This window comes from Pseudoalteromonas shioyasakiensis (assembly GCA_013391845.1).
In the GTDB taxonomy this organism is placed as follows: Bacteria; Pseudomonadota; Gammaproteobacteria; order Enterobacterales; family Alteromonadaceae; genus Pseudoalteromonas; species Pseudoalteromonas apostichopi.
On record CP058414.1, the window covers coordinates 2,952,267 to 2,967,761 of the forward strand.

Annotated in this window: 13 protein-coding genes; 5 read left to right on the plus strand and 8 right to left on the minus strand. The window is 42.3% G+C overall.

Annotated features, from left to right (window positions below; translation table 11 throughout):
* Positions 1-15: 15 nt before the first annotated feature.
* Genes dnaE through lpxB form a run of 3 tightly spaced genes read right to left on the minus strand, consistent with a single transcriptional unit; the run spans position 16 to position 5,259 of the window.
* The gene (gene dnaE / locus HYD28_13540; GenBank protein QLE09891.1) at positions 16-3,507 is read right to left on the minus strand and encodes a DNA polymerase III subunit alpha; all 3,492 of its coding nucleotides are present in this window, start codon (positions 3,505-3,507) and stop codon (positions 16-18) included.
* On the minus strand, positions 3,507-4,112 hold the full coding sequence (gene rnhB / locus HYD28_13545; protein QLE09892.1) for a ribonuclease HII: 606 nt from the start codon (positions 4,110-4,112) through the stop codon (positions 3,507-3,509). Before rnhB ends, dnaE begins: the two co-directional genes overlap by 1 nt.
* Positions 4,102-5,259 (minus strand): lipid-A-disaccharide synthase, encoded by a 1,158-nt coding sequence (gene lpxB / locus HYD28_13550; GenBank protein QLE09893.1) that lies wholly within the window; start codon positions 5,257-5,259, stop codon positions 4,102-4,104. The genes rnhB and lpxB overlap by 11 nt, the downstream gene beginning before the upstream one ends.
* Positions 5,260-5,679: 420 nt before the next feature.
* Between lpxB and HYD28_13555 the strand changes: the two genes are divergently transcribed.
* Genes HYD28_13555 through cydC form a run of 5 tightly spaced genes read left to right on the plus strand, consistent with a single transcriptional unit; the run spans position 5,680 to position 12,049 of the window.
* Complete coding sequence (locus HYD28_13555) at positions 5,680-7,266, plus strand: cytochrome ubiquinol oxidase subunit I (protein QLE09894.1); 1,587 nt, start codon at positions 5,680-5,682, stop codon at positions 7,264-7,266.
* Positions 7,263-8,402, plus strand: a complete 1,140-nt coding sequence (gene cydB, locus HYD28_13560; GenBank protein ID QLE09895.1) for a cytochrome d ubiquinol oxidase subunit II — start codon at positions 7,263-7,265, stop codon at positions 8,400-8,402. The genes HYD28_13555 and cydB overlap by 4 nt, the downstream gene beginning before the upstream one ends.
* 12 nt (positions 8,403-8,414) lie before the next feature.
* On the plus strand, positions 8,415-8,567 hold the full coding sequence (cydX, locus tag HYD28_13565; GenBank protein ID QLE09896.1) for a cytochrome bd-I oxidase subunit CydX: 153 nt from the start codon (positions 8,415-8,417) through the stop codon (positions 8,565-8,567).
* Positions 8,557-10,317, plus strand: a complete 1,761-nt coding sequence (gene cydD, locus HYD28_13570; protein ID QLE09897.1) for a thiol reductant ABC exporter subunit CydD — start codon at positions 8,557-8,559, stop codon at positions 10,315-10,317. The genes cydX and cydD overlap by 11 nt, the downstream gene beginning before the upstream one ends.
* A complete protein-coding gene (gene cydC, locus HYD28_13575) occupies positions 10,310-12,049 on the plus strand; it encodes a thiol reductant ABC exporter subunit CydC (GenBank protein QLE09898.1) in 1,740 nt (579 codons plus the stop codon). The genes cydD and cydC overlap by 8 nt, the downstream gene beginning before the upstream one ends.
* On the opposite strand, the gene HYD28_13580 is transcribed toward cydC, so the two are convergent.
* The 5 genes from HYD28_13580 to HYD28_13600 all read right to left on the minus strand — a co-directional run bounded on the left by HYD28_13580 (position 12,046) and on the right by HYD28_13600 (position 15,486).
* The gene (locus HYD28_13580) at positions 12,046-12,414 is read right to left on the minus strand and encodes a septal ring lytic transglycosylase RlpA family protein (protein QLE09899.1); all 369 of its coding nucleotides are present in this window, start codon (positions 12,412-12,414) and stop codon (positions 12,046-12,048) included. The two genes, cydC and HYD28_13580, sit on opposite strands and share 4 nt — an antisense overlap.
* A gap of 267 nt (positions 12,415-12,681) precedes the next feature.
* Entirely contained in the window at positions 12,682-13,452 is a 771-nt protein-coding gene (gene lpxA, locus HYD28_13585) for an acyl-ACP--UDP-N-acetylglucosamine O-acyltransferase (protein QLE09900.1), read from the minus strand.
* 2 nt (positions 13,453-13,454) lie between these two features.
* Positions 13,455-13,907: a 3-hydroxyacyl-ACP dehydratase FabZ gene (gene fabZ / locus HYD28_13590; protein ID QLE09901.1), complete on the minus strand. Its 453-nt coding sequence runs from the start codon at positions 13,905-13,907 to the stop codon at positions 13,455-13,457.
* Positions 13,908-13,917: 10 nt separating this feature from the next.
* The gene (lpxD, locus tag HYD28_13595) at positions 13,918-14,958 is read right to left on the minus strand and encodes a UDP-3-O-(3-hydroxymyristoyl)glucosamine N-acyltransferase (GenBank protein QLE09902.1); all 1,041 of its coding nucleotides are present in this window, start codon (positions 14,956-14,958) and stop codon (positions 13,918-13,920) included.
* Positions 14,959-14,967: 9 nt separating this feature from the next.
* Entirely contained in the window at positions 14,968-15,486 is a 519-nt protein-coding gene (locus HYD28_13600; GenBank protein QLE09903.1) for an OmpH family outer membrane protein, read from the minus strand.
* Positions 15,487-15,495 lie beyond the last annotated feature (9 nt).

Consider the following 15,495-nt stretch of genomic DNA (forward strand, 5'->3'; position numbering starts at 1 on the left):
CTCTAAACTACCTAATTAATTAAATTCTAGTTCTACATCTTGCGCCGCCATAAGCGATAACTTGTGAATTAAGTCATCGCTCGGCGTAACACACCATTCGGTTCCTAAAGTAATCTCAGCCAACGCATCCGGACGTTGATAGAATACTTTAATAGGACAAGTACCAAACTTATAAGGTTCCAGTACTTTTTGTAAATTATCGAAGAAGTTCGCCTCGATCTGCACCATATTTAAGGTCATTTTAATCGCTTTTATACGTTTTTCTCGCGCCTCAGCGATGGTGCATATGTCTCTAGCGGTCATTGTAATGCCACCGGAGAAGTTATCAAAGCTGACCTGTCCTGATATTACCAAGATATTGTTTACTTGCAGCAAATCTTGGTACATTTCAAACTGTTCTGGGAATAAGCGTACATCAATACGGGCACTCTTGTCATCTAAAGTTACAAGACCCCAACGATTTCCCTTTTTGTTTATCAGGGTTCGGGCAGAAATCACTAAGCCTGCAGCTGTGGACTGCACATCGCGATTAGTTGGCTGTAAATCGACTAGTCTTCCCGTTGTATAGTGTTTTAACTCTTTACGATACTGATTAATTGGGTGGCCAGTTAAATACAGGCCTAAGGTTTCTTTCTCACCATCAAGCCACTCATTGTCGGTTAAATCGGTTGCTTTAATGAATGCTTGTTCAACTTCATCTGGCTCTGTCGCAAGTAAACCAAATAAATCTGCCTGCCCTAGTGACTCAGCCTTATGATGCTGATCGGCTGCTCGCATTGCATCTTTTAAACTAGCCAATAAGGTAGCACGACCAGGCTGTGTCTTATCTGGGCCAAGTTGATCGAGTGCTCCGGCATAAATAAGCTTTTCAACAACACGCTTATTTAAACGCTTTAAGTCAACACGGGCACAAAAATCAAATAAGTCTTTAAACGGACCACCTTCGCTACGAGCTTCTAAAATAGCTTCAACAGGCGCCTCACCGACCCCTTTAATCGCACCGATACCGTAGACAATTTCACCTTGTAGATTAACCGTAAACTTGTACTCACCGGCATTTACATCTGGTGGAAGCAAGGTCAGTTTCATGTTTTCACATTCATCTACCAAGGTAACAATTTTATCGGTGTTATCCATATCCGCCGACATTACCGCAGCCATAAACTCTGCTGGGTAGTGGGTTTTCATCCACAGTGTTTGGTACGATACTAAGGCATAAGCAGCTGAGTGAGATTTGTTAAAACCATAACCTGCGAACTTCTCTACCAAGTCGAAGATTTTCATTGCAAGTTCGCCGTCAACTCCGTTATTAACAGCTCCTTCTTCGAAGGTTGAACGTTGCTTTGCCATCTCCTCTGGCTTTTTCTTACCCATCGCACGACGCAACATATCAGCGCCACCTAGCGTATAACCTGCTAGAACCTGCGCAATCTGCATTACTTGTTCTTGGTATAGAATGATACCGTAGGTTGGCTCTAATATTGGCTGCAGACTTTCATGTTGCCATTGAACATCTGGGTAGGATATTTCTTCTCGACCATGCTTACGGTCGATAAAGTTATCTACCATGCCTGATTGCAATGGACCTGGGCGGAATAGTGCTACCAGTGCGATCATATCTTCGAAACAGTCGGGTTTCAGACGGCGAATCAAATCTTTCATACCACGAGATTCTAGCTGGAATACCGCGGTGGTTTCGGCGCGTAGCAGTAACTCAATACTTGGCTTATCATCAAGAGGAATAGCGTTGATATCAACCGGCTCTTTCCCCTCTCGGGCTAAGCGCTCATTAGTCATATCAAGCGCCCACTGCAAGATAGTTAACGTTCTTAGACCTAAGAAGTCGAACTTAACTAAGCCTGCCGTCTCAACATCGTTTTTATCAAATTGCGTTACTGGGAATTTACCTTCATCATCACAATAAAGGGCCGCAAAGTCAGTAATAGTAGTTGGAGATATTACAACACCACCAGCGTGTTTACCGGCATTACGTGTACACCCTTCAAGGATGCGACACATATCGATAAGTTCTTTTACCTCTTCATCACCGTCGTAGGCTTCTTGTAAACGTGGCTCAACATCAAAGGCTTTAGCTAAGGTCATACCCGGATCGCCCGGTACTAATTTCGAAATACGATCAACAAAGCCGTAAGGGTGACCTAATACACGGCCTACGTCCCGAATAACTGCTTTTGCGGCCATGGTACCAAAAGTGATGATCTGAGATACCGCGTCACGACCATAAAGCGCCGCTACGTGATCGATTACCTCATCGCGTCGGTCCATACAGAAGTCGACATCAAAGTCGGGCATTGAGATACGCTCAGGGTTCAAGAAACGTTCGAATAGTAAGTCAAATTCTAACGGATCAAGGTCGGTAATCTTTAGTGCATAAGCAACCAACGAACCAGCACCAGAACCACGCCCTGGTCCTACCGGAATATTGTTATCTTTACTCCACTGGATGAACTCCATTACGATCAAGAAGTAACCAGGGAACCCCATTTGGTTGATTACCTCGAGCTCTATTTTTAGACGCTCATCATACTCAACACGTTTTTCTTTACGCTCTTGCTCATCGGGGAATAAAAACTGTAAACGCTCTTCAAGACCATCTTCAGAAACCTTTACCAAGAAGTCGTCAATTTTCAGCGATCCAGTTGGATAATCTGGTAAGAAGTAAGTCCCTAGCTGCACGGTCACATTACAGCGCTTGGCAATTTCAACGGTGTTTTCTAACGCTTCTGGAATATCGCTAAATAGCTCAGCCATTTGCTCCGCTGTTTTAAGATATTGCTGCTCAGAAAAGCGTTTTGGTCTACGTTTATCTTCTAATGTGTAACCGTCATGGATTGCAACTCGGATTTCGTGGGCTTCAAAGTTTTCTGGTTTTAAAAACACTACTTCGTTAGTTGCCACCACGGGTAACTGCTCTTTTGCGGCAAGCTCAACAGCTAGGTGTAAATAGTCTTCTTCTAAAGCACGCTCAGTACGAATAAGCTCAATGTAATAATGATCGCTAAAATGCTGCTTATAAAAGCTAACTACCGATTCAATGAGCCCAGGGTTACCTTTTAATAGGGCTTTACCTAAGTCACCATCTTTCGCACCAGATAATAAGATTAGGCCATTTTTGTGCTCCACCAGCCATTCACGGTCAACCACAGGGCGATGAAATAAATGTCCGCGCTGATATGCTTTAGAGATCAATAAAGTAAGGTTTTTATAGCCTTCGTTATCTTTCGCTAAGATGGTAATACGACTAGGTTCGTCTTCAAATTCAGGGCTTCTTAACCAAAAATCAGCGCCGACAATTGGCTTAATACCGGCACCATGGGCAGCACCATAAAAACGCACCAAACCACATAAGTTCATCTGATCGGTAATAGCCAATGCAGGCATTTGCAGCTCTTCTGCTTTAGCTACAATCGGCTTAGTTTTAGCTAGACCATCCACCATTGAGAAATCTGAGTGAACACGTAAGTGAACAAATTGCGGCGCTGGCATTACAGTTGCTCTCCTTTTAACGCCAAAATGCGCTGAACAGGTTTAAAGCTTTTACGATGTTCTGCAATTGCACCGTATTGTTCGAGTGCCGCAAAGTGCGCTTTAGTCGGATAGCCTTTGTGGCCTGCAAAGCCATAATCAGGATAACGCTTATCAAGCTCAATCATTTCATCATCACGGGCAACTTTAGCTAAAATAGAAGCAGCTGAAATCTCTTCGACCAAGCTATCGCCTTTTACTACCGCCTGTGCTGGAACAGTCAGTTGGCTTGGCACACGGTTGCCATCAATAAAAACAAACTCAGGTTTAACACTTAAGCCTTCAACTGCGCGACTCATTGCTAGCATAGTGGCGTGCAATATATTTAATTCGTCAATTTCACTTGGGCTACAGCGACCAATGGCATAACACAGCGCTTTTTCTTTTATTTCTGCAGCCAATAATTGACGTTTTTTGTCTGATAACTTTTTAGAATCGGTTAAACCTGCAATAGGCTTATTTGGGTCGAGTATCACCGCAGCGGTAACAACATCACCGACCAATGGACCACGGCCAACTTCATCTACACCAGCAATATAATTAACATTCGGTCGTTCAATTTGCATTTAGTAACTCCGCGACTGCTGCTGCAGCTTGTTCATTGGCATTTAATCTTATGTCTTTATGGATGGCTAAAAAGCGCGCTTTTAGTTCACTGTTATCCGTATTCAACATAGGTGTTAGCGCAGCTGATAAGTTATCAACATTACACTCTGCTTGTAGGTATTCTGGTACTAGTTCTTCATTGGCTAATAAGTTAGGCAACGAGAAATATTTAATGTTAAAAGTGAATAATGTTTTGAATATCCAATAACTCATAGGCTTAATTTTGTAGCCCACGACCATCGGCTTTTTATACAACATGCCTTCAAGTGTTGCGGTTCCTGAGGCAAGTAAAATGGCATCCGCTGCTTGCATTGCAAGGTTTGACTGACCATCCAATAATTGCAGTTTTAGCTCAGGAGCTGTTTTTTCTAAAATTTCACAAAACTGTGCTTTTCGTTTCTCATTAACTAATGGCACCACAATTTTAAGATCAGGATTTTGTGCTTGTAGTTTAGATGCCGTTTCGATGTAGGTTTCGCTTAAAAGCCCCACTTCAGAACCACGGCTACCCGGTAATAACGCTAGCACTTTATCTGTTTGTGCTAAACCAAGTTTGTTACGAGCCTCGGTTTGGTCATGCTCAAGTGCAATATCATCGGCAAGCGTGTGCCCAACAAAAGTACATGGTACACCGTGTTTATCGTAAAAGGCTTTTTCAAACGGTAATAATGCCAACACTAAATTTGTGGCTGCACTGATTTTATGAATACGTTTTTCACGCCACGCCCACACTGATGGACTAACATATTGTACTGTTTTAATGCCTGCTTCTTTTAGCGGTTTTTCAACACGTAAATTAAAGTCAGGTGCATCAATACCAATAAATACATCCGGTGGATTGTCGATAAAATGTTGCACCAATTGTTTGCGTATTTTAAGTAAGCGAGGTAACCGGCCAAGTACCTCAACTAAACCCATTACCGATAATTCATCCATATCGAATAATGTTTTACAGCCAGCCGCTTGCATACGCGGGCCCGCAATCCCTTCAAATATGGCATCCGGAAAACGGCGTTTAAGTGCTTTTATTAGCCCTTCACCTAAAATATCACCAGATAACTCACCTGCCACCAAGGCAATACGTAACGGCTTTGTATGTTCTTTCATTCGTTGATAATTCGCAACTTTTGGCACTAATAAAAATGAGTTTACCGTGTTTTAGCAGTCGGATAAATGTCACAGAGTTAATAAATACTAGAAATCGAAATTAGCGTGCTTACTTGCTCAATGATTGAGCTTCTTAAGCGCGAATCGTGCAGGTTTATTGCCGCTTGCTAAAAAAATATATGAAAAAGAATAAAATAAGCCATAGCTAACAGGCTTTTTATAACGATTAAATATTTGAAATTTTAGAGTTTTATCTCTAATCTGTAGAAAAGATGAACATAATTAATTCATCTTTATTTCATATTTTCCTATTGACTAAAATGAATACAGGTTTACTATTTGCAAAGTTTCAATAATTACTGAAACTTTATAACCGATAATTTGTCGTGTCTACCGCACCCGCTAACAAGGAGCTTAACAATGATAGATGAAACATTTGTGGATCTATCGCGATTGCAATTTGCAATCACTGCCCTATTTCACTTCCTATTTGTCCCACTTACCTTAGGTATGACGTGGATTTTGGTGATCATGGAATCCGTTTACGTGATGACTGGTCGAGAAATTTATCGTGATATGACTAAGTTCTGGGGTAAGTTATTTGGTATTAACTTTGCGATTGGTGTGGCCACAGGCCTTACCATGGAGTTTGAGTTCGGTACCAACTGGTCTTATTACTCTCACTATGTGGGCGATATTTTTGGTGCTCCACTGGCGATTGAAGGCTTAATGGCTTTCTTCTTAGAATCAACTTTTGTGGGTATGTTCTTTTTAGGCTGGGAACGACTGACACGACGCCAGCATCTTGCTGCAACCTTCTTGATGGCATTAGGTACTAACTTATCTGCGCTATGGATTTTAGTAGCAAATGGTTGGATGCAGAACCCGGTAGGTGCTGAATTTAATTACCAAACCATGCGTATGGAAATGACCAGCTTTGCTGAATTGGTATTTAACCCAGTCGCACAAGTTAAGTTTATTCATACCGTATCAGCAGGCTATGTTGCAGCATCTATGTTCGTACTTGGTATTAGTAGCTGGTACATCTTAAAAGGTCGCGACCTTGCTTTTGCAAAACGCTCGTTCTCGGTCGCGTCAGGTTTTGGTTTAGCGTCTATTCTTTGTGTTATTTTACTTGGTGATGAATCTGGCTACGAAGTTGGCGAGGTGCAAAAAGTAAAACTCGCTACCATTGAAGCTGAGTGGCACACCGAAGAAGCCCCTGCTGCATTCACACTGGTAGGTATTCCTGACTCTGAAGAGCAAGTAACCCACGCTGCTGTTAAAATTCCATATGCGCTAGGTATCATTGCAACGCGCTCAATTGATGAGCAAGTAACAGGCATTAAAGACCTCGAAGCACAGCATGAAGAGCGTATTCGTAATGGCATGATTGCATACGAATACCTAGAGAAGCTTCGTGGTGGTGAAGACACCCCTGAAAACATTGCTAAATTCGATACTTTAAAAGCTGATCTTGGCTATGGTTTGTTACTTAAGCGCTACACACCTAACGTGGTAGATGCAACAGAAGAACATATTCAAAAAGCAGTGAAAGACTCAATCCCTCAAGTTGGCCCTATGTTCTGGTCATTTAGAATCATGGTTGGCTGTGGTGTCATTATGCTTGGCGTATTTGTTCTGGCGTTTTATTACAATGCACACCGTATTATTGAGCAAAAGCGTTGGTTACTCTGGGCTGCAGTATGGAGTATTCCACTTCCTTGGATTGCCATTGAGTTTGGCTGGATTGTTGCAGAATACGGTCGCCAACCTTGGGCAATTTCAGAAATTCTACCGACCTTCTTGGCAACCTCGTCGCTGACGGTGAATGACTTATTGATTAGTATTACTGGTTTCTTAGTATTCTATACAGGTCTAGCTGCAGTTGAAGGCTGGTTGATGCTGCGCTTTGTTAAACAAGGTCCAAGCTCGCTTCATACCGGTAAATATCACCATGAACTTGCCAAAGCGGATTCACTTGTAAGCGAAGGAGCTCAGTCATGATTTTTGATTACGAAACACTAAAACTAATTTGGTGGCTGTTAATTGGTGTATTACTGATTGGCTTTGCAGTGACCGATGGTATGGATATGGGCGTGGCAATTTTGCTTCGTCTGGTTGGTAAAACTGATGTTGAACGCCGTACAGTAATTAACACCATTGGTGCTCACTGGGATGGAAACCAAGTATGGTTCATCACCGCAGGTGGTGCCCTCTTTGCTGCTTGGCCTATGGTGTATGCAGCCGCATTCTCTGGCTTTTACTTTGCAATGATGCTGGTGTTATTCGCGCTATTTTTCAGACCGCTTGGTTTTGATTACCGCTCAAAAATAGATTCACCACGCTGGCGTAATAACTGGGATTGGGGCCTGTTTGCAGGTAGCTTTATTCCAGCACTCGTATTTGGGGTTGCCTTTGGTAACCTATTACAAGGTGTGCCTTATCATATCGATGATCTACTACGTGTTAGCTACCAAGGTTCATTCTTTGCGTTATTGAACCCGTTTGCCATCGTCGTTGGTCTCGTTAGTGTACTTATGCTAGTTGGTCATGCGGGTATGTGGTTGCAACTTCGAACTGATGCAGAAGTAGCAAAACGTTCAGCACAATATGGCCAATATGCACTTATGGCGTTTATTGTATTATTTGCCTTAGCAGGTGTGTGGGTATCTCAAATTGACGGTTATAAAATCGTTAGCATGGGCGATACACAAGGCTTTGCAAATCCATTGGCTAAAACAGTAACTCAGGCACCTGGTGCATGGCTTGATAACTATACAAAAATGCCATTAACAATGCTGTTCCCTGCTCTTGCTTTTATCATGGCTGCACTGGCAATTGTGTTATCTAAATTACAAAAACCAGCGATGGCACTTATCGCTTCAAGCTTAATGCTAGCAGGTGTGATATTGACTGCGGGTATGTCAATGTTCCCGTTCGTTATGCCTTCGAGCAATAACCCAAATATTAGTCTAACTATGTGGGATGCAGTTTCGAGCCATATGACATTAAACGTGATGTTTTTCGCTGCCGTTATTTTTGTACCACTTATTCTTATTTACACGACATGGTGTTATGTGAAAATGTGGCGCAAAGTAACCATCAATGAAATTGAAAACAACACCCACGGTAGCTATTAAGGAGATTTAAATATGTGGTATTTTGCCTGGATATTAGGTGTTCTATTAGCCTGTACTCTTGGGGTGATTAACGTAATGTGGTACGAATTTCACCAACATAAAGATTCTATCGCTGATGATGAGCTAGAGCTGTACGCGAGACTCAAAAACAACGATGACAACTAAACCCCGACCAAATCGCGCGCAGCAGCAAACGCTGCGCGCTTTTTTAAAGCAGTATAGTCAGTCCGCTTCAGGACTTCTTAAATTAAGCATTAGTCTGGGTACACTCAATGCCCTATTAATGATTGCCTCTTGTTATCTTCTTGCAAACGCTGTTCATCAAGTCATGTTTGAGCAAGCAGACTTGCAAGCTGTAACCCCCTTGTTATGGCCTCTTGCTGGACTTATCTTACTACGCGCTGTGCTTGTTGCTCTTAGTGAGCGAGTAAGTAACCTTGCCGCATTAAAAATAAAAAACGTGATGCGCAATACATTACTTGAAAAGTTAACCAAACTTGGTCCGGCCTATAGTGAACAAAAAGGACATGGCGCAACGCTTAATACATTACATAATGGTGTTGAAGCGCTGCATCAATACTACGCAAACTACATTCCCAGCGTGGCATACAGCGCACTGATCCCTTTGGCTATATTAGTAGTGATTTTTCCAACCGATTACAAAGCTGGGCTCATTTTTCTTTTAACAGCCCCGCTTATCCCATTTTTTATGATTTTAGTGGGCCATAAAGCTGAGCAGCTCAACCAAGAACGTTGGCAGCAACTTGCTGTACTCGGCAATTACTTTTTCGACCGCCTACAAGGGCTTACTCAATTAAAACTATTTAATGCAACCAAGCGTGAGCTAAATAGTATCAGTCAGATTTCTGATGATTACCGTGGTGCAACCATGGGAGTATTGAAAGTTGCCTTTTTATCTTCTTTCGCACTTGAGTTTTTAGCCACTATTAGTGTTGCACTTGTTGCAGTGATCATTGGCTTTAGACTGTTTTTTGGTACGCTCGATTTTGCCACCGGATTTGTAGTGCTATTACTGGCTCCTGAGTTTTACTTACCACTTCGACAAATGGGCACTCATTACCATGCAAAGCTCGAGGGTATTAGCGCCGCTGCTGATATGGTCGACATAATTAATCAGAGCGACGCCGATGAACATTTAGGTTCCTCTAAACTTGAGTTACCGCTAAAAGACATACAACTGAGTGCGCTTAGCTACCACTACCCCGAAACAAATGAAGGGGTGACTGATATAAACTTAACCCTACCTAAAAAAGGCCTAATTGCATTTGTGGGTGAAAGTGGCTCTGGTAAAAGTACCTTATTTGATTGCCTATTGGGTTTTCATCATCAAGCCAGCAGTGCCATTATCATTAACGGACAGCAACTAAGCACTATTGCTTTACATGATTGGCAAGCACAACTTGCGTGGATCCCACAACAAGCCACGTTATTTTATCGAACTGTTGCAGACAATCTGAGATTAGCTAAACCAGATGCAAGTCAAACAGAACTCGACGAGGCCGCAATGAGAGCAGGTGCGCTAGAGTTTATAAACGCCTTACCTGATGGATTTAATACCTTATTAGGTGAGCAAGGAGAAGGCCTATCTGGGGGGCAAAAGCAGCGCATAGCCCTTGCCCGTGCGTTTTTAAAGAATGCCCCTGTGCTAATGCTTGATGAGCCTACAGCGCACTTAGACAGCCAAACAGAGCGCCTAATCAATCAGGCAATTCAAGATTATGCAAAAAACCATCTCGTGTTGGTTATTGCTCACAGGCTTAATACGGTAAAACAGGCGGATAATATTTACGTAATGCAACAAGGTCAAATTGTTGAATCTGGTCATTATCAGCAACTCATTGAACAAGCAGGCCTCTTTGCTAAACTCGTGAGCCAAGGTGAAGCCCATGCATAACTTTATACGCTTATTAAAGCTATGCAAGCCTCATGCTGGCATGCTGTTACTGGGTGCTTTTTTAGCAAGCTTAACGGTACTTGCTAACGTTGGCTTACTCGCTATTTCGGGCTGGTTTTTAGCAGCCATGGCAGCCGCTGGTATTGCCGGAGTGCAGATGAATTACTTTACTCCAGCTGGGGTGATCCGCTTTTTAGCGATAGTACGCACAGCTTCACGTTACGGTGAGCGGATGATAACTCATAATGCCACCTTTTTATTACTGAGCGAATTTCGCGTAAAAATGTTCAGGACCCTCAGCCAGCTAAACAACGTTGACTTAGCAATGAGTCGTAGTAGCGATTTGTTTAACCGCCTGCAAAACGATGTTGATGCGCTAGATAAGTTTTACCTAAATGTGCTGCTTCCCATTATCGTCGCGATTATCAGCATCCCTATCGTAATGGCATTTATGGCTATGTATAGCGCTGAGGTTGCATTAGTCTGCTTTATTTCACTGATGATTATTGGCGTACTGCTACCAGCAATATTAAGCCGTAAACTTCACCGACAAGCAGATGCAGAAACACAAATTTCAGCAGAGTTAAGGTCTGAACTTGCCGATACTCTAAAAGGTGCAAGAGAGCTTGCTGTTTATCAAGCACAAGAAGCGCAATTAACCCATTGTGACTCACTGAGTAAGCAATACAACAGCCAGCTCTATAACCGCCACAAAGCCGTTGCAAACAGCAATGGCTTAAGCACTTTGGTGATACAACTTACCATGCTAGCCAGTGTATTTATGATAATTCCGCTGGTTGCAATGGGAACCATGAAAAACGTTGAACTGGCGATGCTCGCGTTATTTGTATTAGCAAGTTTTGAAACAGTGCTCACCTTGCCCACTGCATTTATCGAGTTGCCACTCACCCTAAGTGCTGCAAAGCGACTGTTTGCACTTGAAGATAAGCACAGCAGCCATCTAAGTAAACAGCAAAACAGCTTAGCTCACCAATCTGCAATTGGTCTTGAACTGGCTGCGGTGAATTACCAATACGCAGGAGCGAAAAACAAAGCTCTTAATAATATCAATTTTGTGATTACACCAGGGAGTAAGGTTGCGCTAGTGGGTGCCAGTGGCAGTGGCAAAACTACCCTTGTTAACTTACTCACAGGCCTTTGGCCAAAGCAATCAGGCTCATTAAAATTCATTACAGATCAAGGTACCTTTGAACTAGAAAGCATGACGGCTTCAACACGCTTTAAGCAGCTGACAATTGTTGCTCAGCAACATCATATTTTTGATGGTACGCTTCGTGAGAATCTTCGCTATGCAGCGCCAGAGGCGACTGATGAAATGCTTATTGAAGCCTGTGAACAAGCTGAACTTGGCTCTTGGCTAAACAACTTAAAGACCGGCCTTAATACCCGTTTAGGCACCGCGGGAAGAAAACTTTCACATGGTCAGTCACGTCGAATCGCCATTGCCCAAGCCCTATTAAGGGAAGGTAATTTAATTGTTCTTGATGAACCAACAGAGAGCCTAGATAACCATACCAAGCAGAAATTGCTCACTACGCTTGAAAAAATATGGGCCGATAAAACTATGCTGACCATTACTCACGATCCAGAAATGCTAAGTCGTGTTGATAAGGTTATTTGGTTAGAACAAGGACAAGTAAGAGCGCTTGCAAGTCATGCTGAATTAGTGGCGAATGAAGCTGATTACGTGGAGCTCATCACCCGTTTTTAATCGAGTCGCTCAACTGTGACGTCAATCACACCTTGCTTTACAGAGGCAATTTGTGAGAACGCCTTTTTTGATAAATCGATAATACGACCGCGGATAAATGGGCCGCGGTCATTAATGGTAACAATTACACTTTTATTGTTACTAATATTGGTGACCTTTACTCTGCTGCCAAAGCCAAGCGTCTGATGAGCCGCGCTCAATGCCTGTTGATTAAACACCTCTCCACTTGCTGTAGTTCGGCCATGGTATTTATCAGCGTAATAACTGGCTTTGCCTTTTTCAATCACTCCTTTAGATACCGAAGGCGCACTACTACAACCAGTTATAATTAAGCTTAATAATGCAAAGAGGATGAGTTTGTTCATATTATATAATCCTTTTTTTTACCATAAAGGTAGCAAGCGCTTATATCAATTCGCTTAATTAAATGGTCTATTTTGAGGCAATAAAACCTCGTTGATAACAAGGCAAAAATTTCGTTATTTAGTTGTTCTAAATCAGAAATTTTTAACGCAGGTAGCGACAGGTTTGATCCCTCAAAATGATTAAGTATTTTTGCGGATTGGTATTAGCAAAACCTGAACTATAAAACAAAAAAGCCACCTTACGGTGGCTTTTAGTCTATCGCTTATTTAGCGAATAATTCCGCGCTCAGAGCTTTTCACAAAGTCTATCATCAGCTGAACAGCTGGGTACTTCGCAGCATCTTCGCTTAGCTCAGCGATTGCTTCTTCAACACCTAAGCTCTTACGGTAAAGTGTTTTATATGCACGACGTGTGGCCATGATTTCATCGCTTTCAAAACCTCGGCGCTTCATGCCTTCAGTATTGATTGCTACAGGGCCCGCCGGCGTACCAATAGTTGTTACAAATGGCGGTACATCTTTATTAACACCTGAGTACATACCAACAAAGGCATGAGAACCGATTTTACAGAACTGATGCACACCAGAATTACCTGCAAGGATCACCCAATCACCTACATGAACGTGGCCAGCAACAGAGGCATTGTTAGCAAAAATAACGTTATCGCCCACGACTGCATCATGTGCAACGTGTGTGTAAGCCATGAATAGGTTATTGCTACCAATTTTTGTCACACCTTGATCTTGAATTGTACCTCGGTGAATAGTTGCACACTCACGGATCACGTTGTTGTCACCAATAATCAAGGTTGTTGGCTCATTAGCGTACTTTTTATCTTGGCAAGCTTCACCAACCGAAGCAAATTGGAAAATATGGTTACCAGAACCAATCGTCGATGGGCCTTTTACAACCACATGAGATTCGATGATACAGTTATCACCAATAGTTACATCGTTACCGATATAGCTATAAGGGCCAACTGATACGTTATTTCCAAGTTTTGCACCTGGTTCGATTATTGCCGTAGGATGGATCACTATTAAAACTCTCTTCTCGCACACATGATTTCGGCAGTACACACTACTTTGCCGTCAACTTTTGCTTCTGCTGCAAATTTCCATATATTGCGGCGCTCTTTTACAAACTCTACATGCAAATGCATGGTATCACCAGGTAATACCGGCTGTTTGAATCGCGCATTGTCGATCGCTGCGAATAAATATAGTTCGTTATCACTGCGATTTTCAACTGTCTTAAAACCAAGTAAGCCAGTTGCTTGTGCCATTGCTTCTAAAATCAACACACCTGGAAAGATAGGTTGATTAGGAAAATGACCCGTAAAAATAGGTTCGTTCACTGTTACGTTTTTTATAGCATGTAACGACTCGCCTGGCGTGTAATCAAGTACACGGTCAACAAGTAGCATCGGGTAACGATGCGGAAGTAAACTCAAGATATCTTGGATATCAAGACTATTTAATTCATTTGCCAAAATAGCATCCTTATTTGTCTTCAATATTGAGTGACTTTGTCAGTAACTCAAGTGCTTTAATGCGGTCTTTCATATCGCCAAGGTTACGGATATGGGCAATACTACGTCGCCATTCTTTATTGGTTAAATGTGGCAAGCCTGAAGAATAAATTCCAGGTTCTGTGATTGCCTTAGTCACCATACTCATGCCAGTGATTATAGCACCATCACATACGCTAATGTGACCATTAATTGCAACCATGCCGCCAATCTGACAATTCCTACCGATCACTGTGCTGCCAGCAAATACCGTGCAACCAGCAACCGCTGTACCTGAACCGATCTCGACATTATGCGCTATTTGACATTGATTATCGATAATTACATTGCTGTGGATGATAGTATCGTCTAGTGCGCCACGGTCAATCGTGGTAGACGCACCTACCTCAACCTTATCACCGATTATAACTCGACCAAGTTGCGGTATTTTCACCCATTCGCCACGCTCGTTAGCGTAACCAAAACCATCACTGCCCACGACCGTATTCGCTTGGAATAAACAGTCACTGCCAATTTCAACTTCATGGTAAACGCTAACATTTGCCCAAAGCTTTGTGCCTTGACCTATTTTTGCTTGCTCACCGATAAAACAGCCTGGGCCAATCTGCACATTGTCAGCAATAACAGCACCCGCTTCAATTACCACATTGGCTGCGATCGCGACATTATGGCCAATAGAGGCTGAATCGTGAATGACTGCACTTGGGTGAATACCCGACACTGCAGAGCGCGGTGTGGTGTCCATCAATTGAGCGAGCTTTGCGTAACAAACATAAGGGTTTGCAACAACAAGTTTATTACCTGAAAAATACTCAGCGTCTGCTGGTGACAAAATCACTGCACTTGCTTGAGTATCATCTAATTGCAAGCGATATTTCTTGTTCGCTAAAAATGCAATATGCCCATGTTGGGCATTTGCAAGTGTAGATATTTTTTTAATCTCTGTGGCGCCGTCACCTTGAAGGTCAGCGCCCAGAAGATCCGCTATCTGCGAAAGCGTGTAGTTTTGCATATATGATTTCTATTGCTTACTTACTTTTTCAACAACTTTACTTGATAAGTCATCGACAGTTTTAGGGTTAACATAAATCGTTGTTTCTTTAACTTTAACTTCATCGAATTTGCCAGCTTTCGCTACTTCTTCGATTGCATCCAAGATTAGCTTTTGAACTTTAGCTAGTTCTTGGTTTTGACGCATTTTGATTTCTTGCTCTAAAGGACGACCTTTTTCTGCAAGCTGCTGTTGCATACCTTGAATCTTAGTACGTAATTCATCTTTTTGCTTATCGCTCATTGTTGTCGCTTCACGCTTGAACTTTTCAGCTTCAAAACGAATATCACCTTGAAGCTTTTCAAGCTCTTGACGACGCTCAGAGAATTCAGCTTCTAGCGTTTGCTCTACTTTTGCCATTTGTGGGATTTGCTTGTAGATTTCTTGCATATCAACAATACCTACTTTGTGCGCAAATGCGTTAGTAGATAGACCCATAGATAAGGTGGCAAGTAGTGCAAAAGCTGTTGATTTAATTGATTTATTCACGAAAAAACT

Excerpts from the sequence above, each read along its gene's own strand:
- cydC (QLE09898.1), top strand. The coding sequence starts at position 10,310 with ATGCATAACTTTATACGCTTATTAAAGCTATGCAAGCCTCATGCTGGC.
- cydD (QLE09897.1), top strand. The coding sequence starts at position 8,557 with ATGACAACTAAACCCCGACCAAATCGCGCGCAGCAGCAAACGCTGCGC.
- HYD28_13555 (QLE09894.1), top strand. The coding sequence starts at position 5,680 with ATGATAGATGAAACATTTGTGGATCTATCGCGATTGCAATTTGCAATC.
- dnaE (QLE09891.1), bottom strand. The coding sequence starts at position 3,507 with ATGCCAGCGCCGCAATTTGTTCACTTACGTGTTCACTCAGATTTCTCA.
- HYD28_13580 (QLE09899.1), bottom strand. The coding sequence starts at position 12,414 with ATGAACAAACTCATCCTCTTTGCATTATTAAGCTTAATTATAACTGGT.
- cydB (QLE09895.1), top strand. The coding sequence starts at position 7,263 with ATGATTTTTGATTACGAAACACTAAAACTAATTTGGTGGCTGTTAATT.
- lpxD (QLE09902.1), bottom strand. The coding sequence starts at position 14,958 with ATGCAAAACTACACGCTTTCGCAGATAGCGGATCTTCTGGGCGCTGAC.
- rnhB (QLE09892.1), bottom strand. The coding sequence starts at position 4,112 with ATGCAAATTGAACGACCGAATGTTAATTATATTGCTGGTGTAGATGAA.
- cydX (QLE09896.1), top strand. The coding sequence starts at position 8,415 with ATGTGGTATTTTGCCTGGATATTAGGTGTTCTATTAGCCTGTACTCTT.
- lpxB (QLE09893.1), bottom strand. The coding sequence starts at position 5,259 with ATGAAAGAACATACAAAGCCGTTACGTATTGCCTTGGTGGCAGGTGAG.